Source organism: Flammeovirga sp. MY04 (genome assembly GCF_001682195.2).
GTDB lineage: Bacteria > Bacteroidota > Bacteroidia > Cytophagales > Flammeovirgaceae > Flammeovirga > Flammeovirga yaeyamensis.
On record NZ_CP003560.2, the window covers coordinates 4,124,470 to 4,146,043 of the forward strand.

At 35.3% G+C, this 21,574-nt stretch carries 20 protein-coding genes; 10 read left to right on the forward strand and 10 right to left on the reverse strand.

From position 1 onward, the window contains the following. Window positions 1–42: 42 nt before the first annotated feature. The 5 genes from rpsI to MY04_RS16490 all read right to left on the reverse strand — a co-directional run bounded on the left by rpsI (window position 43) and on the right by MY04_RS16490 (window position 4,489). Window positions 43–429, reverse strand: a complete 387-nt coding sequence (gene rpsI, locus MY04_RS16470) for a 30S ribosomal protein S9 (RefSeq protein WP_066211395.1) — start codon at window positions 427–429, stop codon at window positions 43–45. A gap of 12 nt (window positions 430–441) precedes the next feature. Beyond that, on the reverse strand, window positions 442–885 hold the full coding sequence (gene rplM / locus MY04_RS16475; protein WP_066211397.1) for a 50S ribosomal protein L13: 444 nt from the start codon (window positions 883–885) through the stop codon (window positions 442–444). Window positions 886–1,135: 250 nt separating this feature from the next. After that, on the reverse strand, window positions 1,136–1,981 hold the full coding sequence (locus MY04_RS16480) for a hypothetical protein (protein ID WP_066211399.1): 846 nt from the start codon (window positions 1,979–1,981) through the stop codon (window positions 1,136–1,138). A 194-nt stretch (window positions 1,982–2,175) separates the two neighbouring features. Further along, window positions 2,176–3,450, reverse strand: coding sequence for a serine hydroxymethyltransferase (gene glyA / locus MY04_RS16485; protein WP_066211400.1), 1,275 nt, complete (start codon window positions 3,448–3,450; stop codon window positions 2,176–2,178). A gap of 352 nt (window positions 3,451–3,802) precedes the next feature. Next, window positions 3,803–4,489 (reverse strand): Crp/Fnr family transcriptional regulator, encoded by a 687-nt coding sequence (locus tag MY04_RS16490; protein WP_066211401.1) that lies wholly within the window; start codon window positions 4,487–4,489, stop codon window positions 3,803–3,805. A gap of 263 nt (window positions 4,490–4,752) precedes the next feature. Between MY04_RS16490 and MY04_RS16495 the strand changes: the two genes are divergently transcribed. The 3 genes from MY04_RS16495 (at window position 4,753) to MY04_RS16505 (ending at window position 11,165) form a co-directional block, all read left to right on the forward strand. Next, on the forward strand, window positions 4,753–9,423 hold the full coding sequence (locus MY04_RS16495; protein ID WP_066211403.1) for a gliding motility-associated C-terminal domain-containing protein: 4,671 nt from the start codon (window positions 4,753–4,755) through the stop codon (window positions 9,421–9,423). A 135-nt stretch (window positions 9,424–9,558) separates the two neighbouring features. Further along, the gene (locus MY04_RS16500; protein ID WP_066211405.1) at window positions 9,559–9,801 is read left to right on the forward strand and encodes a type B 50S ribosomal protein L31; all 243 of its coding nucleotides are present in this window, start codon (window positions 9,559–9,561) and stop codon (window positions 9,799–9,801) included. Window positions 9,802–9,977: 176 nt separating this feature from the next. Then, the gene (locus MY04_RS16505; RefSeq protein WP_205960481.1) at window positions 9,978–11,165 is read left to right on the forward strand and encodes a GlmU family protein; all 1,188 of its coding nucleotides are present in this window, start codon (window positions 9,978–9,980) and stop codon (window positions 11,163–11,165) included. A 169-nt stretch (window positions 11,166–11,334) separates the two neighbouring features. On the opposite strand, the gene MY04_RS16510 is transcribed toward MY04_RS16505, so the two are convergent. Further along, window positions 11,335–12,081, reverse strand: coding sequence for an outer membrane beta-barrel protein (locus MY04_RS16510; RefSeq protein ID WP_066211409.1), 747 nt, complete (start codon window positions 12,079–12,081; stop codon window positions 11,335–11,337). 199 nt (window positions 12,082–12,280) lie between these two features. Here MY04_RS16510 and MY04_RS16515 point away from each other — a divergent pair, with 199 nt between their 5' ends. The 3 genes from MY04_RS16515 to MY04_RS16525 all read left to right on the forward strand — a co-directional run bounded on the left by MY04_RS16515 (window position 12,281) and on the right by MY04_RS16525 (window position 15,026). Next, window positions 12,281–12,901 (forward strand): hypothetical protein, encoded by a 621-nt coding sequence (locus MY04_RS16515; protein ID WP_066211411.1) that lies wholly within the window; start codon window positions 12,281–12,283, stop codon window positions 12,899–12,901. A gap of 175 nt (window positions 12,902–13,076) precedes the next feature. Further along, window positions 13,077–14,096, forward strand: coding sequence for a pyruvate dehydrogenase (acetyl-transferring) E1 component subunit alpha (gene pdhA, locus MY04_RS16520; RefSeq protein ID WP_066211413.1), 1,020 nt, complete (start codon window positions 13,077–13,079; stop codon window positions 14,094–14,096). A 201-nt stretch (window positions 14,097–14,297) separates the two neighbouring features. Then, a complete protein-coding gene (locus tag MY04_RS16525; RefSeq protein ID WP_066213393.1) occupies window positions 14,298–15,026 on the forward strand; it encodes a tetratricopeptide repeat protein in 729 nt (242 codons plus the stop codon). 41 nt (window positions 15,027–15,067) lie between these two features. Here MY04_RS16525 and MY04_RS16530 read toward each other — a convergent pair whose 3' ends face one another. The 4 genes from MY04_RS16530 to MY04_RS16545 form a co-directional block, all read right to left on the reverse strand. Beyond that, window positions 15,068–15,907 carry a helix-turn-helix domain-containing protein gene (locus tag MY04_RS16530; protein WP_066211415.1) on the reverse strand — a complete coding sequence of 280 codons (840 nt, stop codon included), beginning with the start codon at window positions 15,905–15,907 and terminating at the stop codon, window positions 15,068–15,070. Between the two features lie 81 nt (window positions 15,908–15,988). Next, window positions 15,989–16,540 carry a carboxymuconolactone decarboxylase family protein gene (locus MY04_RS16535; protein ID WP_066211418.1) on the reverse strand — a complete coding sequence of 184 codons (552 nt, stop codon included), beginning with the start codon at window positions 16,538–16,540 and terminating at the stop codon, window positions 15,989–15,991. A 104-nt stretch (window positions 16,541–16,644) separates the two neighbouring features. Next, window positions 16,645–16,962 carry a thioredoxin gene (gene trxA, locus MY04_RS16540; protein WP_066211421.1) on the reverse strand — a complete coding sequence of 106 codons (318 nt, stop codon included), beginning with the start codon at window positions 16,960–16,962 and terminating at the stop codon, window positions 16,645–16,647. A 346-nt stretch (window positions 16,963–17,308) separates the two neighbouring features. Beyond that, on the reverse strand, window positions 17,309–18,088 hold the full coding sequence (locus tag MY04_RS16545; protein ID WP_066211423.1) for an alpha/beta fold hydrolase: 780 nt from the start codon (window positions 18,086–18,088) through the stop codon (window positions 17,309–17,311). A 130-nt stretch (window positions 18,089–18,218) separates the two neighbouring features. Between MY04_RS16545 and MY04_RS16550 the strand changes: the two genes are divergently transcribed. The 4 genes from MY04_RS16550 to MY04_RS16565 all read left to right on the forward strand — a co-directional run bounded on the left by MY04_RS16550 (window position 18,219) and on the right by MY04_RS16565 (window position 21,511). Beyond that, window positions 18,219–19,097 (forward strand): dienelactone hydrolase family protein, encoded by an 879-nt coding sequence (locus MY04_RS16550; RefSeq protein WP_066211428.1) that lies wholly within the window; start codon window positions 18,219–18,221, stop codon window positions 19,095–19,097. A gap of 164 nt (window positions 19,098–19,261) precedes the next feature. After that, on the forward strand, window positions 19,262–19,822 hold the full coding sequence (locus MY04_RS16555; protein ID WP_066211429.1) for a hypothetical protein: 561 nt from the start codon (window positions 19,262–19,264) through the stop codon (window positions 19,820–19,822). A 109-nt stretch (window positions 19,823–19,931) separates the two neighbouring features. Continuing rightward, window positions 19,932–20,585, forward strand: coding sequence for a DUF1349 domain-containing protein (locus MY04_RS16560; protein WP_066211430.1), 654 nt, complete (start codon window positions 19,932–19,934; stop codon window positions 20,583–20,585). Window positions 20,586–20,728: 143 nt separating this feature from the next. Next, the gene (locus tag MY04_RS16565) at window positions 20,729–21,511 is read left to right on the forward strand and encodes a toxin-antitoxin system YwqK family antitoxin (protein ID WP_169055538.1); all 783 of its coding nucleotides are present in this window, start codon (window positions 20,729–20,731) and stop codon (window positions 21,509–21,511) included. Window positions 21,512–21,574 lie beyond the last annotated feature (63 nt).

Here is a 21,574-nt window from a genome sequence, read left to right on the forward strand (position 1 = left end):
TTCTGAGAAGACCATCGATAGCCGGCAATACAAAATACAAGATTAACGTTTCGAGAATTGGAATTTTCTTCTCGCTTTTCTGCGACCTGGTTTCTTTCTTTCCACCATACGAGGGTCACGAGTCAAGAAACCTTCTGGTTTCAATGTCAATCTGTGTTCTGCGTTGATTTCGCAAAGTGCTTTAGAGATCGCTAAACGAACTGCTTCCGCTTGTCCGTTAATACCACCACCTTGCACGTTTACGCTAATATCGTACTTGCCAGACTCATTAGTCAATTCTAATGGTTGTTGCACTTTGATTTGCAAAACCTCAGATGGGAAATAATCACCAAACTCACGTTTGTTGACAGTAATCTTTCCTTCACCTTGACTCAGGTAAATTCTTGCTACAGAAGTCTTTCTTCTGCCTGAAGTGTTAATTACTTCCATCACTTAATTTAATTAAAGTTCAATTTTCTTTGGTTGTTGAGCTTCGTGCTTGTGCTCGCCACCTGCATATACATACAAGTTACGGTATAAATCACGTCCCAATCTTCCTTTCGGCAACATGCCTTTAACTGCGTTCTCTACTAATCTTGTAGGGAACTTTGCTTTCATTTCTGTAGCAGTTCTTGATTTCAAACCACCTGGGTAACCAGAGTAACGAAGGTATACTTTTTCGTCCCACTTTTTACCTGAAAGCTTCACTTTTTCTGCATTGATAACAACTACGTTATCTCCACAGTCAACATTTGGTGTAAAGCTAGGCTTCTTCTTACCACGTAAGTACATGGCAATTTCAGTAGCCAAACGTCCCAATGTCTTACCTTCAGCGTCGATCAAAACCCACTCTTTTTGAGCAGTAGCTTTGTTTACTGAAACAGTTTTGTAACTGAGTGTATCCACTGTATTGTACGTTTTATTAATTTAAAACTTGAAGTATTTACGTTCCTGTAAAACAGCAAGTTGTAAATACTTCGACCTGAACACGCAAAACGGGTAAACGTTTGCGACGGGCAAAGGTAGAACATTATTTTTTGATTACCAACAATTTAGCGCTTATAAATGTCTAAATAATTCATAATTACGCCATAAAAATAAGGTGTTCATCTTTGAAAATGAACACCTTATAAATTAATGTTTGATAAACTCTTTGTTAATTATCTTGTATAATCACTGTTTTTGACCATGTACCAAACATCGGATCAGCATCAGAAATACATTTTACTGTAGAATCAAAATAATTATAAGTGATGTTGATTGTGAATTCATTTTGTGGTAGTTCTGAGTCAACACCAGGTCTTGTGACAGTATAGGTCACCTCAAAGTTGTAGGTATAATATCCATTACTATCTTTTTCAAGGGAATGACTTTTTACTTCGAAAGCAGTTCTTGCTGAATGAGGGATTTCTGCAGGAGTATTGTCAACTACAGCATCAAAAGCTCCTTCTAATACACTGGTACTAAATTGAATCCCTGTTTGGCCAGGTACATCAACTGAAGTGCTTGTTCCGTTAAAAGGTAAAACTGATTTTAATGTACCTCTTACAGTGAAGTTAGCTCCATTAAAGGCAGAATCTGGAATTTCAGTGCTATCAATTTGCATAATGAAAGGCTCACCGACTACTCTAATTTGTTGATTGACATTGGCTGTTTTACCTTCATCAGTATAAGCAGTAAAATTGATAACATATTCCCCATTATTATAAGGAGCGGATTGATTATAATTTAAATAACCCTCATTGGCATTTAGAGTAGTGTCTTGACTCTCCATACAAGATCCTTCTGGAGTGCCGTCAATATCACTAATAGGTGCACTGCTATTTGTTTTGGCTAGAACATCCAATTCAACGGGTTGTAAAGGGTACACCTCTAAAACCTCTTGTTTATTATCGATAGAAATGCTTGGATCATTACTAGGGTTTTCCCCATTGTCGTTATTATCACAACTTATAAAAGAAAATGATAGTAAAGTTAAGATGATGATTGATAGATTTTTCATGATAGTGTATTTAGTTATAATGTGTTAAACGCAGGGCATCTGTTTTGGTAGCTTTTGGTTTACGTTTATTACAATTATTAATATAATAAAATCTGACATCAAAATAACTATTTGATTATGATCCATTTGTTGGATACAAAAAAAGCTAAGTCCATTGCTGAACTTAGCTTCTTATTATAAAGGAGAATATCCTATTACCATTGGAACAATGGGAACTGACGCATCCACTCATTGATCTCAGCTCTCACTTTCTCAATTTCAGCATCATTTTCGTGGTTCATCAATACGCGATCGATGAAGTCAACGATTTTACCCATATCTGCTTCTTTAAGACCACGAGTAGTCACGGCTGCAGTACCCACACGCATACCTGAAGTAACAAATGGAGATTTGTCATCGAATGGTACCATGTTTTTGTTGATAGTAATATCCGCTTTGATTAATGTATTTTCAGCGATCTTACCTGTCAAGTTTTTCGAACGAAGGTCGATCAACATCATGTGGTTGTCTGTACCACCTGAAATAATTTCATAACCTTTAGCCAAGAAGTGTTTTGCCATTTCTTGAGCATTCTTTTGTACTTGAGTTACATAAGCATCATATTCTGGAGTTAAAGCCTCACCGAAAGCGATAGCTTTAGCTGCGATTACGTGCTCTAATGGACCACCTTGAGTACCAGGGAAAACACCTGAGTCTAATAAAGAAGACATCATACGAGTTTTACCTTTTGGAGTTTTTAATCCCCATGGGTTTTCGAAGTCCTCGCCCATCATAATTACACCACCTCTTGGTCCACGAAGAGTTTTATGAGTTGTTGTAGTTACGATATGACAGTGTTTGATAGGATCGTTTAGTTTACCTTTTGCAATCAATCCTGAAGGGTGAGAAATATCGGCCATTAATAAAGCTCCGATTTCGTCAGCTACAGCACGTAATTTAGCGTAATCCCACTCACGAGAATAAGCAGAAGCACCAGCAATAATTAATTGTGGCTTTTCTTTACGAGCAGTTTCAACCACTTTATCGAAGTCGATTAAACCAGTTTCTTTTTCTACACCATAGAATGTTGGCTTGTAAAGTTTTCCAGAGAAGTTTACTGGAGAACCGTGAGTTAAGTGACCACCGTGAGATAAGTCAAAACCCAAAATTTTATCACCTGGCTTTAAAACAGCTAACATAACTGCTGCGTTTGCTTGTGCACCAGAGTGAGGTTGAACATTGGCCCAAGCCGCACCAAATAGTTCTTTAAGACGGTCGATAGCAAGGTTTTCTACCTCATCAACTACTTCACAACCCCCGTAATAACGTTTACCTGGTAGGCCTTCAGCGTATTTGTTAGTCAATACACTACCCATGGCTGCCATCACTTGTTCTGAGGCGAAGTTTTCTGAAGCAATCAATTCGATGCCAGAAATTTGTCTTTCTTTTTCGCGATCTATAAGATCAAAGATGATATCATCTCTTTTCATGGTTGGAATAGGGTTTGTTCTTTAGTTGATACCTCTATTTGACGTAAATAGGAGGTTGTACCTTTTCGAACTGCAAAAGTACTAATTTTATAATATTCAATAACGATAATTATCAAAAAAGATTTAATCGATTAACTTTTTTATGATTTTTATAAAACCTTAAGTCATCGAATAATACCCTATTTAATAGTTTATCTTATCTGTTAAAGTTGATGTTTAAATTCTTTGTTTTAGCTTTTGATAATGAATGATGGCAGTTTTTCCATCTTTCAGTCAATTATTGGATAAAAAAATAGCCATGACGGGTGAGGTCGATGGCTACTAAAATATTTCTTGATTTCTTAGAGTTACCTTAGTCGTATAAATGACTAATTTTTACCAACCCATCCGGATTGATAATCTTGATACTCCTTTTATTGATCTCAATCAATTTTTCGTGTTTAAACTCCGATATGATTCTTATCGCAGTTTCTTTTACTGTTCCAACTAGGCCTGCCAAGTCTTCACGAGTAAGGGTGATCTGTTCTTTGTCTTCAAAAGCTTTATCCAAAAGCAATAATGCTTCTGCAATTCTACCTCTTACAGGTTTGTAGGCAATATCCGTTAATTTTGATTCGGCATTGTCGATAACTTCACACAGTAAATGGACGATTTGTTGATAGAACGCAACATTTTCATGAAGCAATTCCATAAAGATAGCTTTGGGAATGTGACAAATTGATGAATCTTCAATAGCTATGGCTGAAGCACGGTAACGACTTCCTTTAATTAAGGATTTGTAACCTACGAAATCGCCAGGTTTGGCAATTCGTAAAATTTGTTCCTTTCCATTACTCCCTAGCTTAGTTACTTTTACAAGACCTTCGCTAATACAAAAGACACCCGTGGGAACGGACTCTTCCTGAAAGATAGGTTGCCCTTTTTTAAAGAAGTGACAAGTATGTTGCTTTACTTTCTCTAATTGTTCAGGAGTAAGACAAGAAAACAAAGATTGGCTTCCCTTAGCTTCTAGTGCACAAGTGGGTTGTACCAATTTCATCTTTTTAAATATAAATGGATAATTCTGATAAAAGCGTGACTAATTTAAGATAACTATCACTATTTATCCAAAAAAAAAATGACATTTGTTACTTTTTAGACAAAAAAACACAGCCAAGGGTGAAAATCACTCCCGACTGTGCGCTTTTATCAGAATTATCCGTTGCAAATGTATTTCTATTTTGCCAACTTGTGTATGACAAAAGTTCTTATCAATAGTGACTTCTCTCACTATTCTCATTGCTAGTTCAACGATTCATAACTATGTACTCACAAATACGCTTTTTTACATTATTATATGTACTCTATTGTGTGTTTTTTTCTACTAGGATTCAAGCACAAACCATTGATGTATTTTCTGACTTTTCAGCTCAAGAAAATTGGAATACAAAACTCTTTTCCTCAGGCGATATACCTAGTGGAAATTATTTATTTTTAGATAATACAACAATTCAATCCAATTTTGTGTCAGGAAGTGGTCAACGAAAAATAGACTTTCTTTATAAAAATGATTTTCCTTACTCTTTTAATAAGGATACCTTAGAATGGCTTATCTATATAAAGCATGATTTTTCGATCTCATCTTCTTTACAAAAAACAAACTATTCCAGCTTATTACTTTTTGATGATCTTCTTGAAGTTGATTTGGGTTCTTACATTAAAGTAAGACACCTTGATCAAGTCATTTTTGAAATAGAAACCGATTGGATTTATCAAGATTGGAATACAGTCGAAGTGCAGTTGATCGGTCATCAATTCACTTTAAAGGTTAATGACCAACTTCTCGGAGTATTTGATATACATTTAGAGGAAGGTGCATATAAAGTCGGACTGTCATCTCTGTTTACATCAAGCAGTCGGGGTAATGCTTTTTTCTATAAAGACTTCAGTTTTAAAAAGAAGATTAAACAAGTTGACCTCACACCTCCTAAATTAGTAGAGGTTTCTTTCTTGGATCATCAACAAATAAAATTAAAATTTGATGAGCCGATTTTTTTGGATTGTGGTGATGTATCACAATTTAACGTGAGTGATAAAACTTTAGATAGTGTATTCTTTGATTCCAAAGAAAGCTTGGTACTCTTACTTCAAAACGGTTTGCAAGAATCTGATGCTATAACTATTTCCTTCTCTTATCTATGCGATGAAAATCAAAATATCTTATTGCCATCTTCTTTTGATACCGTTTACACCGATTCCCAACCTCCTAAAATTGTACAAACCTCTATTCTAACTCCTTTTTCGGTTTCATTAGAATTTTCTGAAGCTATTGAACTATCTGAAGTATACGGCATATCTTTCGATGGGTATCAGGTCAAAGAATTTAGTATCAATGAGCATCAAATGATTTTATATTTTGAGGAGACTTTCCCTGAGAATACTGTTTTTGATTTGACACTTTCCGGCATTTCTGATCATAAAGGAAATGTATTGAACACTAGCATCAATGTATATTATGATACCCAAAAGCCGAAAATAGTCGCTTATGATTTCCATCCTCCAAATCAGTTTTACATTAAATTTTCAGAAGAGGTAAAAGGGTTGGAAGACCGTTTTAATTATGCCTTATATAATACAGCAGTAAGTGAAGTTAAATTGATCTCGAGTCAAGAGATTTTACTTTCTTTAGATATGGAAGCTTTGGTTGAATTAACCACTTATACATTACAGGTAAAAAATATCGAGGATCTCCAAGGCAATGTGATGAATAATCGATACCTAAAGTTTGTGTATGATATTACTCCTCCAAATGTGGAAACCTATATAAAAAAGGATTCCTCCGCTTTTATAGTTTTCAGTGAAGAGATCATTTCTTGTGATTCCATATTTATAAATAACACTTTATATGAGTATGATTGGTCGAATTGTGGAAAAAAGATCATTCAATTACCTATTAAAGATGCTGATGTTTTAAAACTGATTGGTCTAAAAGATGAAAATGATTTCTCTTCTGATCTTATTGAAGAAGTGATATTTTCTGATGTGGATTCCCTCCTTTATCAAGACTTCGAATCACTATTAGATGAACTCAGTATTATCGATCATCATCATGTTGTACTTCGTTTTAAGGAGGCAATAGAGAAGTTAGATTTTTTAGAAGCAGAAAATATCCAATATCAATTTATTGATGATACTCAAGTGTACATCACTTTAAAAGATGAATTGCAGAACAATGTTGAGCAGATATTAACGATTAAAAGCGGTCGAACTTGTTCAGGCTATTTGATAAAAGAACATGCTATATCATTTCAATGGGATAATGTTCCACCAAAAGTGAAAGAGGTGGAATTAATCGATAGATATACAGTCTCTGTGATTTTTTCTGAGTTGATAAATGAAGAAAGTTTGATCAACGGACGTGTAACAATTGAAGAGAAAGAAATTTCAGAAAAAGAATTAGAAGAAAATACGCTGAGATTAGATTTGTCTTCTCCAATAAATTATGGAGAAATGTTGGCCCTAGTTGTTCATGCAGGTGTTGAAGATGTGCATCAAAATAAAATGCAGAAGGATACAATATGTTCCATTGAAGTCCCTACACTTCCCGAAATAGGTAGTATTGTATTAAATGAATTGATGATTGATCCCACTCCATCTATTGGAAGCCCGAATGCTGAGTTTATAGAATTGCATAACCCCACTACTCAAGGTGTTTCTCTTTTTGGCGGCTATTTGATGATTGATGAAAAGAAAATCAAGTTGCCTCATCGAGTAGTAAAGGCAGGAGAGTTTCTAGTTTTCACAAAGCCTCAAGAGTTGTTTTTATTTGTAGAAGTAGCTCATGTCTTACCATTGGAGAATTTTTCAGGCTTATTAAATAGTAAAGGAAGTATTCAGTTATGGTTCGATGATCAGATGTACGATGAAGTCAGTTATCCAATGCATTTCAATAACCAAGCACATTTAAATGGTGGACAATCATTAGAACGAATTGATCCACACTTTTTTTGTGATGCACATCAAAATTGGAAAAGTTGTCAACATTCCTCTGGAAGTACTGTGGGTGTTGAAAATTCTATTTTTGCACTTTTAGAAGATAGTCAACCTATTGAAATTGATGAGATTAAAGGTGTTGGTGCTCGAACAATTCAGGTGAAATTCAATAAAAAGGTGTTGGGAGATTCTGTGAATAGTACAAGCAATTACTCCTTGTTGAATGTTGATAACTCTGTGAATAACCTCGAAATTGTTGATAACTATACCCTGAACATCAGCTTCGATCATGATTTACCGACCGGAATGTTGATATTTTTAACTGTTGATAACTTTGTTGATTGTTTTAGCAACTTTCAATTTTACTATCAAAAACCCTTTGTATTGCCTCAGAAAGTTAAATATCAACAAATGTTAGTAAGTGAGTTGATGATTGATCATTCACCAATAGTCAAAATGCCTGAAACAGAGTATATAGAAATACACAACACATCGAACGACTACTTGTACCTGTCTGAGTGCAGAATGTTAAGTAATGGGGATACAATTGACTTACCAAATGATTGGATTATTCCGGGAGGATACGTGGTCTTGTGTGATCAAGATGCTGAAAATCTATTTGATAAAGATATCCAAGTGATAGGTGTTGATAACTTTCCGATTTTGAGAAATGACGAGGGGTATATACAACTCATCAATACCGAAAATGAGTTGGTCGATGAAGTCTTTTACGATATTGATCAATTGGATGATTCACAAAAGAAAGAGGGAGGTTGGTCGATGGAACGTATTGATGTATCGAGCGATTGTTTCAGTCGTTTTAATTGGACGTATTCTGATGACGAAAGAGGAGGAACGGCAGGGGAAGAGAATTCGGTAAACTATGTTTGGGACGACAAGCAGGCACCGAGTTTAGAAAACGCAATTTCCATTGAAGATACGGTGGTGCTCTTTTTTGATGAAGAGATTTCCATCAATAAGTCGAGAGATTTAAAAATTAATTATGGGTCGAGTGTCTATTCATTATTAGATGTAGAGGTGGATGATCAGATCATTTCTTTTGTAGGAGATGGATTTACTAATGAACATCAAATAATGATTGAGGGGGTGAGTGATTGTTTTGGAAATTCGGAAAGGCAGGAAATCAAGATCACACCATTGAATTTAGATAGTCATTCTCTTCATTTATCAGAAATACTTTATGATCCTTCTGTGTTGAATACCGATTTTGTGGAATTGTATAATGCTTCTGACCTTCCTGTTTTGCTGAATGATTGGGTGATTTCTAATGGATCGGAAAGTAAAAAAATAATATCAGAAACGAAGTATTATTTGATACATCCACATTCTTGGGTGGTACTCACAAGCAATAAAGAGTATTTGATGAGTTATTATCCGAGTTTATCATCAGAAAGTGTGATTGAAATGAGTTTGCCTTCTTTTCCGAATGCGGGTGGAACTTTGAGTTTGTGGTATAAAAATGAGGTAAGGGAAAAGATGAATTATGGAGATCAGTTTCACCAACAATATATTAGAGATACAGAAGATGTGAGTTTGGAACGTATCAGCTATAATGATAACGCTGATCTGGAAAGTAATTGGACTTCTGCTACTGAAAGTGCGGGGTATGCAACACCGGGGGAAAAGAATTCTAGAAATCAATTTTCGAAAAATGAAGAGGGTAGTATTGGAGGTTTAACGTTTAGTGCACCTATAATCACTCCGAATGAAGATGGAGAAAATGATTTTCTGGAGATAAGGAATACTACTGAAAGTGCTTTAAGAATCTACAGAATGGAAGTATTCGATTTGTCTGGAAAATTGGTAAAACAACTTGTTCAAAATTATACCTTGGCTGCAGGAGATGCGATAAAATGGGATGGGGAAGTCGATTCTAGAGAAAGAATGTATGGACAATTTATCGTCTATGTACATATTGAAAATCAATTCAATAGCGTAGAAACGTATGCAAAAGTTATTCGTGTAGCGACCTGGTATTGAAAGAAATAGGTCGATTTTTAAATTTATTTATAGTTGTTATCGAATAAGTTGCAATTTATTTTGTATCAGTAGTTTAAATATACTACTTTTGCATTTCGATTTGGGATTACAGAAAAAGTTAAAAATATTAATAAGATGAAACAAGACATTCATCCGGAGTTCAGAACAGTGTTATTCCACGATCTGACTTCAAACGAAAAATTCCTTATTGGATCTACAGTTGCTACAACTGAGACTATTGAGCACGAAGGTGAAACTTATCCTTTATTCAAAGTCGAGATTTCTTCAGCTTCTCACCCGTTCTACACTGGTAAGAAAGCAGCTATCTCAGCAGCTGGTCGTGTTGACAAGTTCAACAAAAGATACGGTAAAAAATAATTTTATTTTTCTGTACAAAAAGCCATGGTTTCTTTATGAAATCATGGCTTTTTTTGTTTATCGAAATTAAGAGTGCATTTTTGTGGTAGTTATAAACAACATCACGTTTAAACTATTTTTTGTGCGTTATTAAAGAGCAGATACGCTAAGCTGTTCTATCATTATCTCCATAGATCATGAATATTATTTTATTCGACAATCCTAAAACGAGAGTCAAACTTCTTCCTTTCACATTTGTTCGCCCAATTGCAGATATCCGTGTGGGTATTTTTAAAATCTTCGAAAAGTGGGAAAGAGCTTTCGATACTAAAGTATCTTTCTTAACAGATGAATATCTTCAAGGAAAATTTCCTTTAAAACATGGTACCGATCAATACTACATCAACGGTTCTTTATGTCCGAACCCTTCGATGCTTAATCGAATTAAGGAGTTGAAAGAAGGACAAGGTTTGGTTTGTGGAGAAGATTTATTGGTATTGCATACTTCACATCAATTCGAAACATTGGACAGTGAAGCAGGTGACTTTGAGAGAATTGAAGTTCCTCAAGAGGAAGTCGTTTTAATTAAGCATCCTTGGGAGATCTTTACGCAAAATAGAGGACAGATTATGCAGGACTTTGAGGTGGTGACAAGAGGTAGACACTCGCATCATATCGAAGATCCACATACGGTAGTGTATGGTAGAGCCAATATTTTTGTGGAAGAAGGGGTAGAGGTAAGAGCTGCGATTCTAAATGCACAAAAAGGGCCAATTTATATTGGTAAAAATGCGGTGATCGAGGAAGGTGTCATTATTCAAGGTACTTGTGCTATTGGAGAAGGTACACGTATTAACATGGGAGCAAAAATTAGAGAAGATTGTTCTTTTGGTCCTCATTGTAAAGTAGGAGGAGAGATTAACAACTCTGTCATTTTTGGCTATTCTAATAAGGCCCACGATGGTTATTTAGGTAATTCGGTTGTTGGAGAGTGGTGTAATTTAGGTGCTGATACAAACAACTCTAACTTAAAAAATAACTATGGACCAGTTAGAGTGTGGAGTTATGCGGATAGAAACTATGTGAGTACTGGTCAACAATTCTGTGGAATGATGATGGCCGATTACTGTAAGGCAGGGATCAACACCATGTTTAACACAGGTACTGTGGTTGGGGTTTCTGCACATATTTTCGGTGGTGGTTTTCCTCCAAAACACATTCCATCTTTTGCATGGGGAGCGATTGAATCGAACGATGTGGCAGAATTAGATAAAATGATAGAAATAGCTGAACGTGTTTTTGCAAGACGTAAGGCGGAGTTTACGATACACGATCGTCAAATTCTTGAGAAAGTATTTGAGTTGAGTAAATTTGATAGAAGGTAATTTGAGTTAGGAGTTAGGAGTTAGGAGTTAGGAACTTTGCTCTATCATATATAAAAAACGGATGCTTCAATTTAATTTGAGGCATCCGTTTTTTGATCTTGTAGGGACGTAGCACTGCTACGTTCGAACTTGGTGTATAATATAGATCTCTTTTTGAGGTTTATATCTTTTAGAAATCAACAGACACTTTAGCTTTTTTAATTCTATTGATTTTGCGTTTTGTATCAAAAATATCGCAGTTGAGAGAGAAGTAGAATACATTGCCAGTAATCTGATTATAGCTTAATGTTGTTCCATGAATATTCTCTTTATCACTTCCCCATGATTCATTAAAGAATGGATCCAAGTAATATTTAAACTTAAGATTTAATCCTTCTGTAAACTGCACACCTAGCATCACACTTTGTTGGGTGGTGACTCTATCGGTAAACCACATCGAGAACTTGTTCGTTTTATTTCCGCCAACAAAAGTTTTCTCTTTATAATGGATAGGTTGTTCAATTTCATAACCGCCGTATAAGAAGAACCCATTGAGATTTCCTACTTTAATACCCACGGGAACACCCACATTATACGATCTCATTTTCTTTCTAACAGTACCCGAACTAGCATCTGCTTTATATTCATCAGGAACATCAAATATGAATCCTAAGTTTTTGATAGAAACCCCTGCAAACAAGCCAAAGTGATTACCTAAATCCATATTGAAATAGGTTTGTCCGTTAAATACAGGAGCAAAACGAATCACATCATTTCCATATTCTTGGTTATTGATTTTATTCGCCGTCATTCCAGAAAAAATGATTTCCATTCCACCAGAAAAATAAAAATCTGTTTTTTTCTCTTGTCCGAATGATGAAAAAGATAGAAGTGCCACTCCGATAAGTGGTAAAAGTAGTTTTCTTAATTTGACCATGATCTTAAATTTTTGAGTAGATAAATAGTTGATGATTGAAGATTGATTTTGTTATCTACCAATTTACCTGAGTATTTTTCGTTGGGCTCAGGTTTTAAAAAGAATTAATTTGCACTAGTATTGCCCTAAAGACAGGAATAAAATACGTAGGTTGCATCAAGAAGTATTTTTATTGAAAAAAATTTTGATTGAGCAGTAAATGAAGAAATATACCGCTTTAGACCTCGTTTTAATTCCGTCTGAACAATACATCGATTCAATAATTGACTATAATCGTCGACTGCCTGATACAGAATTGAAATTGGGTAAAAAAGAAACTATTCCTCATGTATCAATTAGCATGTGCAGAGTGGAAGATAGTCGTATTGATCAGTTATTTAGTAAGTTACGTGATTATCTAGAGATATTGGATCTTTCAGAATTATCATCTTTAAATATTTCATCAGTTTATAAGCATAATATAAATACGGTAGGTTGGAATGTTGAATTAAACAATAGTTTAACTGGCTTGCATCAAAGTGTTTGTGCGTTGATGAAAAATTATCACTTTGATCAGATGGAAGAGGAAAATAATGAGGACTTCTATGTAATTCATGAAAATATGCCTTTTTCAGGTATAGCATATCTCAATCAATTTTTTGATGAAAATGCTTACCATAATTATCAACCACATATCACTTTAGGGCAGGGAGAAGCGACAATTTGTGAAGAATGGGTAGGCAAAACGATGAAGTTTGATCGACTTAGTTTGTATCATATGGGAACGGGTTGTACCTGCGAAAAAGAATTATTGTCGCTCCCTCTAGACAACAATTATTAGCAAAGAAGTGTGATAAAATTGACAAAAATCACTTTCGGTTAAATATTGAAAGCAAATAAGATTGTTTTTTTACCGAAATATTAGCAGATTTGGGGCGAAAACGAAAAATTTAAAATATATCTTTTAGCCTCTACATTCCAAAATGTGGACAGCTAACACTCAACAACCGTAAGAGATGTCTCAAGAAGAAAAAGTACTGAAAGAAGAGCGTGCCTTCTCAAAAGAGCAATATTGGGAATGGTATGAAAACATGCTATTAGTAAGACGTTTTGAAGAAAAAACGGCACAACTATATGGTCAGCAAAAAATTAGAGGTTTCTGTCACTTGTATATCGGACAGGAAGCTTGTGCCGCTGGTCAGGTTTCTGCGTTAACGAAAGACGATTCTTATATTACAGCATACCGTGATCACGCTCATCCAATTATGTTGGGGACAGACCCAGGTGCTGTGATGGCAGAAATGTACGGTAAAGCAACTGGTACAACTAAAGGTAAAGGTGGTTCAATGCACATCTTCGATAAAAGTGTAAACTTTGCAGGTGGACACGGTATCGTAGGTGCACAAATTCCTATGGGAGCTGGTATTGCATTTTCTGAGAAATATAAAGGAACGAAAAACCTTTGTGTAACTATGTTTGGTGATGGTGCTATCCGTCAGGGTGCAATGCACGAAGCATTCAACATGGCAATGGCTTGGAAATTACCAGTAATCTTTATCGTAGAGAACAACGGTTATGCAATGGGTACTTCTGTAGAAAGAACATCCAATGTACACCACTTATACGAATTAGGTGCGGCATATGATATCCCTTCTCGTCCAGTAGATGGTATGACAGTAGAGGAAGTTCATATTGCAATGGAAGAGGCTGCTGCTCATGTACGTGCAGGTAAAGGTCCTTACTTCTTAGAATTCAGAACATACCGTTACAAAGGTCACTCGATGTCCGATCCAGCAAAATACCGTACGAAAGAAGAGGTAGCTGAGTACAAGGCACAAGACCCTATCGAAAAAGTAAAACAAACGATTTTGAAGAACAAGTGGGCAACTGAAGAAGAATTGAAAGAGTTCGACAAAGGCTTAAAGGCAAAAGTGTTGGAAGCTGTGAAATTCGCTGAAGAGTCTCCATTCCCAGATAAATCGGAAGCATATACAGATGTTTATGTTGAAGAGAACTACCCGTTCTTGGATTCTTAATAAATAATCTAAATTTGTTAATGAGAGAGCTGTTCTTTTTAAAAGGACAGCTTTTTTTATGAATTAAGTGTATTTATGTACATTTTTAGGACTAAACTATGGCGAAAAATATTAAGTTTGGAGGAAATTTTATAAATTTGCCGACTGAATAATATGAACAAAAATATTTAGGTCGAACCTAATAGTATATACATGGCAATCATGAAAGAAAAAAAACAAAAAGTAGACAAAGGTAATACTCACGAGGAACACAAGGAGTACGAAGTATTTGAGAGCGCTGAGGTATTACAGGAGAGAATTGTAGAGACACAAGGTTTCCTTGATAAAAATAAAAATAGTGTAATCGGTTTAGTTGCTGCTGTTGTAGTAATCGTAGCTGCTTACTTCTTATATGGAATGAACATGGAGTCTGAAAACGCAAAAGCTCAAGCAGCTTTATCTCCTGCGGTTTTCTACTTCGAAAAAGACTCTTTAAACAAAGCCTTAAATGGTGATGTTGATGCAAACACTGTTGGTTTCTTAGCTGTTGCTGATGAGTACAGCGGAACAAAAGCTGCCAACCTTGCAAACTACTATGCAGGTGTTTCTTACATGAAAATGGGTGAGTTCGAAAAAGCAATCGATCACTTAGAGAAATTCTCTTCTAAAGATTTATTAGTTCAAGCTAGAGCATATGCTTTAGTCGGAGATGCTTACGTTCAAACTGAAAACTTTGATGCAGCGATCTCATCTTACAAAGATGCAGTGAACTACAAGGAGAACGATGATTTCACTCCTGCTTACTTAATGAAATTAGCATTTGCTTATGAGGCAAAAGGTGATGTAGCTAACGCTAAATCAACTTACGAAGCTGTAATCTCAGATTACGCTAAGTCTCAAGTAGTAAATGACGCTAAGAAATATTTAGCTTTATTGAATACACAAGGTTAATCTAAACCGTATTCCAATAAAAAAGTCAGCTGATGTTTACATCAGCTGACTTTTTTTGTTTGTAGTGTTCTGTATTCACTTGGGCTGCTGCCTTCTGCTTTTTTAAAGAACCTACTGAAGGCTTGAATGTCATCATACCCCAATTCAAAAGCGATCTCAGAAATGGACTGATCAGTATATATTATTTGTCTCCTTGCTTCTAATAAAATTCTTTCTTGAATAAATTGAAGTGGGGTTTTTTGTCCTAATAACTTAAATACATTGGATAGCGTTTTAGGAGATTTATTAAGAAGATCCGCATATTCTGCTACCGTCTTTTTTTCTTTAAAATGCTGTTCCACTAAATAATTAAATTCTTTGACGATGGTGAGTTTATCGTCTTCCAGCTCTGATAATGCGGTTTGCTTTTTTAAAATACGCGTACACAATATCAAAAGCCTTTTGAGGAGCATTTGAAGCATTTCTAGTTGAAGTTCATCCGCTGATTTCATTTCGTATTCAAATATTTTCCACAAGGAGATCAACATTTCGCCATCTTCATTAGATAAATTGATACGAGGGATACTATTCGATCCAAAGAAGAGTACTCCTTTGCAGCCTACTTCGCTATCGTGGTTAACAATACAATAGAAGGATTTATTGAACCTTACAAATTTAGCAGTATTGATTTTTACTTTCTCTACTTGATGAAACTCTGTCAGGAAGATAATTTCGTTATGATCAAATTGTCTTTCTCTGCCATCAATAATTAAGGTATTATTATCTGATGTAAACCAAATCACAGAAAGTTTCCCTTCATTCTGATTTAACATCGATGAATCACAATTAGAGGTAAGGTCTAATATTTCGAGGTATTCTCCTGTTGGTTTCTCAAATTTCATAGGATATATCAAATAGAAAAGAGTAGACAATTATTCAAAAATAATTATCTACTCAAAATACAACAAATAAAATTCGGGGGACTAAACTTGTTGAAGTTCGTTTAAGGGCTGAGCTAACGGGAAGTCAACTGCAATCTTCGTTAAATTGTGAATGTAGTTGGTCACTGAAATCTCAGCAATACTAAGCACTACATCAATAAGATCTTGTTCGTTATAACCCGCATTGAAGAAGACATTTTTAGTCGCCTCATCGACTTTTCCACTATTTTCAGCAACTGATTTCGCAAAAGCGCCTAAAGCTTTTAACTTATCATCAAATTGTATGTTACCTGAACGAATTTGGATGATTTCTGCTTCACTAAAACCATTCATTTTAGAAATAGCAGTGTGGGCAGAAAGACAGTATTCGCATCCGTTCAATTCACTTACCGAAAGGTTAACGATTTCTTTTTCTCTATTCGATAACGTTGACTTTCTGTTACCGAAAGCTAGGAAATCTCCCAATCCTGTGTCGTGCTTACCGATATAAGCATAGATGTTAGGGACGAAACTTAGTTTTTCTTTTAGTTGGCCAAAGATTTCTTGATTTTGAGCCGACACTTGATCGATACTAGGGACTGTAAATTGTGACATAACGTTTAGATAGTTTTAAGTGCATGTTTGGAGTATCAATTGATTTCCAAACATGCTATATGATTGAAATGAGTGTAATTAATTTTCTAGGTTAACCGAAAAGATTAGTTGGCTAAAGCGTCTAAGTTTTTTCTTAGTACATCTTCTCCTGCAAAGCCAACATGTGTATTGACTACTTTTTGGTTCTTCATAAACACCAAGTTGGGAATACTTCTTACTTTATGAAGTGCGGCCAATTCTGGAACCTCCTCGATATTTACTTTTTGGATGGTAACTTTTCCATCGTACTCATCAGATAGCTTCTCTACTGTTGGAAGTAAAGCCTGACAAGGTCCACACCAATCAGCATAAAAGTCTAGTAAAACTGGAGTTCCTTGTGCTACCAATGCATTATATTCTTCGATATTATTAATCTTCTTCATGATATTTTCTTTTAGTGTTTTTGTTATTGAACATTACAAATATGCAGGGTCTCCAAGGGTATTTGTTATGCTATTCTTCACTTCAACTTAACAATATTTCCCTTTTTGGACCGATTGGTCAATTATTAGATGGTTTGATAAGTTTTTCTTGGGGAAGAATTCGGTTTTTACATTTTTATAACTGTCATTTATAATGAAACGAGGTCGGGAGACCTCTGAAGTTTATGGGCACAAATGTCGCTATCGCTAAACATTTGCGCCAGTTTTACTTCTTCCCTCTTACTTCTTACTTAAAACGAGCGTTAACTTTGCTACCTGCTACCTGCTACCTGCTACCTGCTACCTGCTACCTATTATTGGTGTAGGTTAGAAAGTTCATCACAATCTGCTGACATTTCAACTTCTCCTCAAACATCCCCATATGTCCAACATCCCCAAGGTAATACACGTGGGCATCGTTGGGTAGGTGACTTTGCTCGACGCTTTTTTCTAAAGGTACTGCTCCGTCTTTTTTACCATTGATAAATAATACAGGGATGTTTAGTTGAGTAAGTAGTGCTGCACTATCTCCTCTGTCTTTCATGGCGAGGGAAATTTTGGCAATACTATCGACGCTTTCTTTCTCAGCCTCTGCTATTATTTGATGTATGGTCGGACGATGTTGCTCTCTTCTTTTTTCGGCAAATAGGTTACCGATCATTGGAGCAACAAAGGCTCTTGCACCGTTGGCTCTAACAAAATCAGCTGCTTTTATTCTGACTTCTTTTTTGGCATCGTCGTCTTCAAAGGCGGTAGAATGGAAAAGGCCAATGCCGTTTAACGAAGTTTGGTATTTCTTGGCATAAGCCAAAGTGACGTATCCTCCTAATGAATGTCCAATCATGGTATATTTCGATACGCCTACATCTTGAAGTGTTTGATGTATCTCATCGGCAAAATCACTTAATTGGGGAGAAGGCGATGCTATCTCGGGGTTTTCACCACAACCTGGTAGATCTAAACAGATCACTCTAAAATAGGGAGTAAGTGAGGGAATAAAATCATCCCAAATCGATTTATTTTCGCAGAAACCGTGTATTAATACTAGTATAGGTGCATCAATACCATTATCCGTTAATTTCAGCATTTGATTTATTATTTTTTGATTTCTAAAATTAAATCAAGCTTTTGAAAACTAAAATTGTTAGCTTAGGTTTATTGAATAGGACAATTAAAATCATATTCATTGATTATTTAAACTACACTCGATTTCTACTATGAAAAAAGTAAGCATCTTTCTATCCATCATTTTCTTGATGGGACTTTCATTTTTATCATTTCATCAAACATCAGAACCTAAAGAACCGGTATTATGCCATGCAGATATAGCTTCGGCAAGAGCGTTTGCGGAATTTACGAACCAAAAGGAGTTTCGCGAGGCACACAGTATGTCAAGAACTCTAGATAAGACGAAGTTTAAAGGGAAGCGTATTTCTTTTGATGTAGCCGATGGTAAACAAGGTGAAGCTTATTTTGTGAAGTCGAAAAAGAAGTCTTCTAAGTATTTATTTGTATTTCATGAGTGGTGGGGATTGAACGATTATGTGAGAAATGAATCGGATCGATATGCAAGCGATCTAGGTGATGTCAACATCATAGCATTGGATTTATACGATGGTAAAGTGGGAACGACTCGTGAGGAAGCAGGTAAATACATGAAAGCATGTGACCCTAAACGAGCTGCTTCTATTATTCAGGGAGCCTTGGCTTATGTTGGAAAAGACGCTAAAGTGGCCACAGTGGGTTGGTGCTTTGGTGGAGGTTGGTCATTGCAATCTGCACTTCAGATAGACCAACAAGCAGTGGGTTGTGTGATGTATTACGGAATGCCTGTCAAAGATGTAGATCGTTTGAAAGATCTAAAATGTGATGTATTGGGTATTTTTGGAGAGAAAGATAAATGGATCAATCCGGACGTAGCTGCAGAATTTGAAAATAATATGAAGTCGGCAGGGAAGAACTTAACAGTGAAGATGTATGGTTCGGATCATGCTTTTGCCAATCCATCATCAGATAGATATAATGAAGAAGATGCTCAGAATGCAAATAAGGAAGCTTTGGCGTTTATCAAAAAATCATTTTCAGCAATGCCATAGTTGAATGAATAGATAATAAAAAATGCCTTCTAGATTAGATGATGATCACCTCTAATTTAGAAGTTTTTTTGTGTTTAGGGATAAAAGGGAGATAGTCAATTTGATTTTTTGATAGGGGGTTTTGTAATTTTTTACACTTATAGTATTGAACATCAATATATACAATGAAAAAATTAGTTGAAAGTGTCTCATTACTACTTGCTAAGATATTTATATGTGTTCTGTTATTGGTTGTGTCAAGAACAGAAGTGAAATGTCAATCTTTAATCGAAAAAAATAATAAAGGAGCGTGGGGAGTGGCAGTGAGTTATGGTAATCAGTTGGATAAAGATGCCGTTTTCTATGGATGGTCTGTGGATTACAGTAAACCAATTGGTAATGGCCCGTTCTCAGTAGGAGCTGCATTAATGTGGGATAATGAGTTAGAAAGAACAAGTGAAAATAGAATCTCAGATGTGTCTACCTTCACTTTTACAGCAACATTAAATTATAAGATCAATGATAAATGGTCGATAGGAACTGGTCTCGCCAAAGGCTTTATGGATAACGATAATGCCTCAAGACAATACAGTTTTAATAGTGGCGATTGGAGTACAGGTCTTATTCTTAATTATCAATTTAATATTGGGAAGCAACGATTCAATATCAGTGGTTCTTGTGAGTACAACATGAGTCAGAAAGAAACGAGTTTGAGTTTCGACTTGGGATATGTGCTTCCTTGGTAGTCGAGGTATATAATCAGAAAAACATTTAACACATAGGTTAAAAAAGAAATAAGTTTCTTCTAATTCAGCTTATTAATTAAATTGTGCATCTAAATAATAAAGATTGAAAATGAAAAAATTCCTTTTAATTGGATGTATGCTATTTACATCACCTTATTTATTTGCCCAAATGAATCCACAAGTTATGCAATGGTTTAATGCCCCTGAAAAATGGGAAGTAAAAGACAATAAATTAACCATGCAAGTTACTGGTCAGACTGATTATTGGAGAAAAACGCACTATGGTTTTACAGTAGATGATGGTCCTTTCTATTATCAAACAAGAGGTGGAGAGTTCGAAGTGAATGTAAAAATCACAGGTGCTTATAAAACTCGTTTTGACCAAATGGGGTTAATGCTTCGTATAGACGAAAAACATTGGATCAAGACAGGTATCGAATATGTAGATGGAGTATATAACTTCTCTGCAGTAGTCACCAACGATCATTCAAGCTGGAGCGTAGTTGCTTTAGAAGGTAAGCCTAAATCAATCTGGATAAAAGCTATCCGTAGACAAGATTCAGTTGAGATCTCTTATTCATTGGATGGTAAAAATTATCAGATGAGCAATCTAGCTTACTTGCCTGATCATAAACCAATGATGGTAGGCATGATGGCCGCAAGTCCTGATGGTGATGGTTTTGAAGCTGTTTTCGAAGATTTTGAGATAAAACACCTTGCTGATGAGAGACGCTTAGAGTGGTTAGAAAAGAATCAAGAATAATTATTTGATAAGCTTGAGTGAAAATATTTTCACAGAACTAATAATGAAAGTCATCTTCGGATGGCTTTTTTTGTATATTTAAGGTTCGACTTAAAATCAATATTTTTTATCTGTATTAACTACTATTCCACAGCAAATTTATTATGAACAAAACAAAGCTCTTTCTAATAACTAGTATTATTTTTAGCATTTTCATGTTGGTAAAAAAAATAAGCAAACAATTAGAAGAAGAAAATCAAGAAATTGCATTAGCTGAAAATCCTAAAAAAGATCAAGTCCGTGTGACTTATCACAAAGGAACTAAAATCAAAAAGTCTGTAGTAAGATATGTAGATGGCCAAAGAGATGGATTGTCTAGATCGTTCTATAAGGATGGTAAAAAACACATGGAAATCGAGTACGTAGACGGTCAAAAACACGGTGTTTCGAAACAATATAACAAAGACGGCTCATTGTATAAGGAAGCATTTTATGATAACGGGTATGTATATCAAAGAAAATTTTATCATAAAAATGGTCAGCTAAAAGCAGATGAAACCTATGTTGATGGAGAGCCAACTATTCATTTAAAAGAGTATCTCAAGTCAGGAAAACAAAAATCCCAATATCCAGAAATCTTAGTAACGATGAATAATGATACTAAAGATTACAACAAAGTGGTATTGGAGCTAAACCTCGATGTAAGAAGAAAGAATACCAAATTCTTTTTAGTGAAAGATGAAAGTAAGGAAGTGATCACTGCTGAAGAATGGAATCCTAATCTATCTTTTGTTCAAATGTATGGCCACAGAGGAGTGGTAGAAATTCCTTTACCTAAAAACAGTTACATTGACAAGGTGGTACCTATTTATGTGAGATATACTACGTTATATGGTCGCCAAAGAATTGATAAAATTGATTATCATTTGAAGGTGAAGAATATATAAAAACTGATATAAAACAAAGGGCTTCAATCAACTTGAAGCCCTTTGTTTTATATAATTATCACC

What these genes read in the sequence shown, in the direction of transcription:
- rpsI (WP_066211395.1), bottom strand. Translation starts at nt 429, where the DNA reads ATGGAAGTAATTAACACTTCAGGCAGAAGAAAGACTTCTGTAGCAAGA.
- MY04_RS16480 (WP_066211399.1), bottom strand. Translation starts at nt 1,981, where the DNA reads ATGAAAAATCTATCAATCATCATCTTAACTTTACTATCATTTTCTTTT.
- glyA (WP_066211400.1), bottom strand. Translation starts at nt 3,450, where the DNA reads ATGAAAAGAGATGATATCATCTTTGATCTTATAGATCGCGAAAAAGAA.
- MY04_RS16490 (WP_066211401.1), bottom strand. Translation starts at nt 4,489, where the DNA reads ATGAAATTGGTACAACCCACTTGTGCACTAGAAGCTAAGGGAAGCCAA.
- MY04_RS16495 (WP_066211403.1), top strand. Translation starts at nt 4,753, where the DNA reads ATGTACTCACAAATACGCTTTTTTACATTATTATATGTACTCTATTGT.
- MY04_RS16500 (WP_066211405.1), top strand. Translation starts at nt 9,559, where the DNA reads ATGAAACAAGACATTCATCCGGAGTTCAGAACAGTGTTATTCCACGAT.
- MY04_RS16505 (WP_205960481.1), top strand. Translation starts at nt 9,978, where the DNA reads ATGAATATTATTTTATTCGACAATCCTAAAACGAGAGTCAAACTTCTT.
- MY04_RS16510 (WP_066211409.1), bottom strand. Translation starts at nt 12,081, where the DNA reads ATGGTCAAATTAAGAAAACTACTTTTACCACTTATCGGAGTGGCACTT.
- MY04_RS16515 (WP_066211411.1), top strand. Translation starts at nt 12,281, where the DNA reads ATGAAGAAATATACCGCTTTAGACCTCGTTTTAATTCCGTCTGAACAA.
- pdhA (WP_066211413.1), top strand. Translation starts at nt 13,077, where the DNA reads ATGTCTCAAGAAGAAAAAGTACTGAAAGAAGAGCGTGCCTTCTCAAAA.
- MY04_RS16525 (WP_066213393.1), top strand. Translation starts at nt 14,298, where the DNA reads ATGAAAGAAAAAAAACAAAAAGTAGACAAAGGTAATACTCACGAGGAA.
- MY04_RS16530 (WP_066211415.1), bottom strand. Translation starts at nt 15,907, where the DNA reads ATGAAATTTGAGAAACCAACAGGAGAATACCTCGAAATATTAGACCTT.
- MY04_RS16535 (WP_066211418.1), bottom strand. Translation starts at nt 16,540, where the DNA reads ATGTCACAATTTACAGTCCCTAGTATCGATCAAGTGTCGGCTCAAAAT.
- trxA (WP_066211421.1), bottom strand. Translation starts at nt 16,962, where the DNA reads ATGAAGAAGATTAATAATATCGAAGAATATAATGCATTGGTAGCACAA.
- MY04_RS16545 (WP_066211423.1), bottom strand. Translation starts at nt 18,088, where the DNA reads ATGCTGAAATTAACGGATAATGGTATTGATGCACCTATACTAGTATTA.
- MY04_RS16550 (WP_066211428.1), top strand. Translation starts at nt 18,219, where the DNA reads ATGAAAAAAGTAAGCATCTTTCTATCCATCATTTTCTTGATGGGACTT.
- MY04_RS16555 (WP_066211429.1), top strand. Translation starts at nt 19,262, where the DNA reads ATGAAAAAATTAGTTGAAAGTGTCTCATTACTACTTGCTAAGATATTT.
- MY04_RS16560 (WP_066211430.1), top strand. Translation starts at nt 19,932, where the DNA reads ATGAAAAAATTCCTTTTAATTGGATGTATGCTATTTACATCACCTTAT.
- MY04_RS16565 (WP_169055538.1), top strand. Translation starts at nt 20,729, where the DNA reads ATGAACAAAACAAAGCTCTTTCTAATAACTAGTATTATTTTTAGCATT.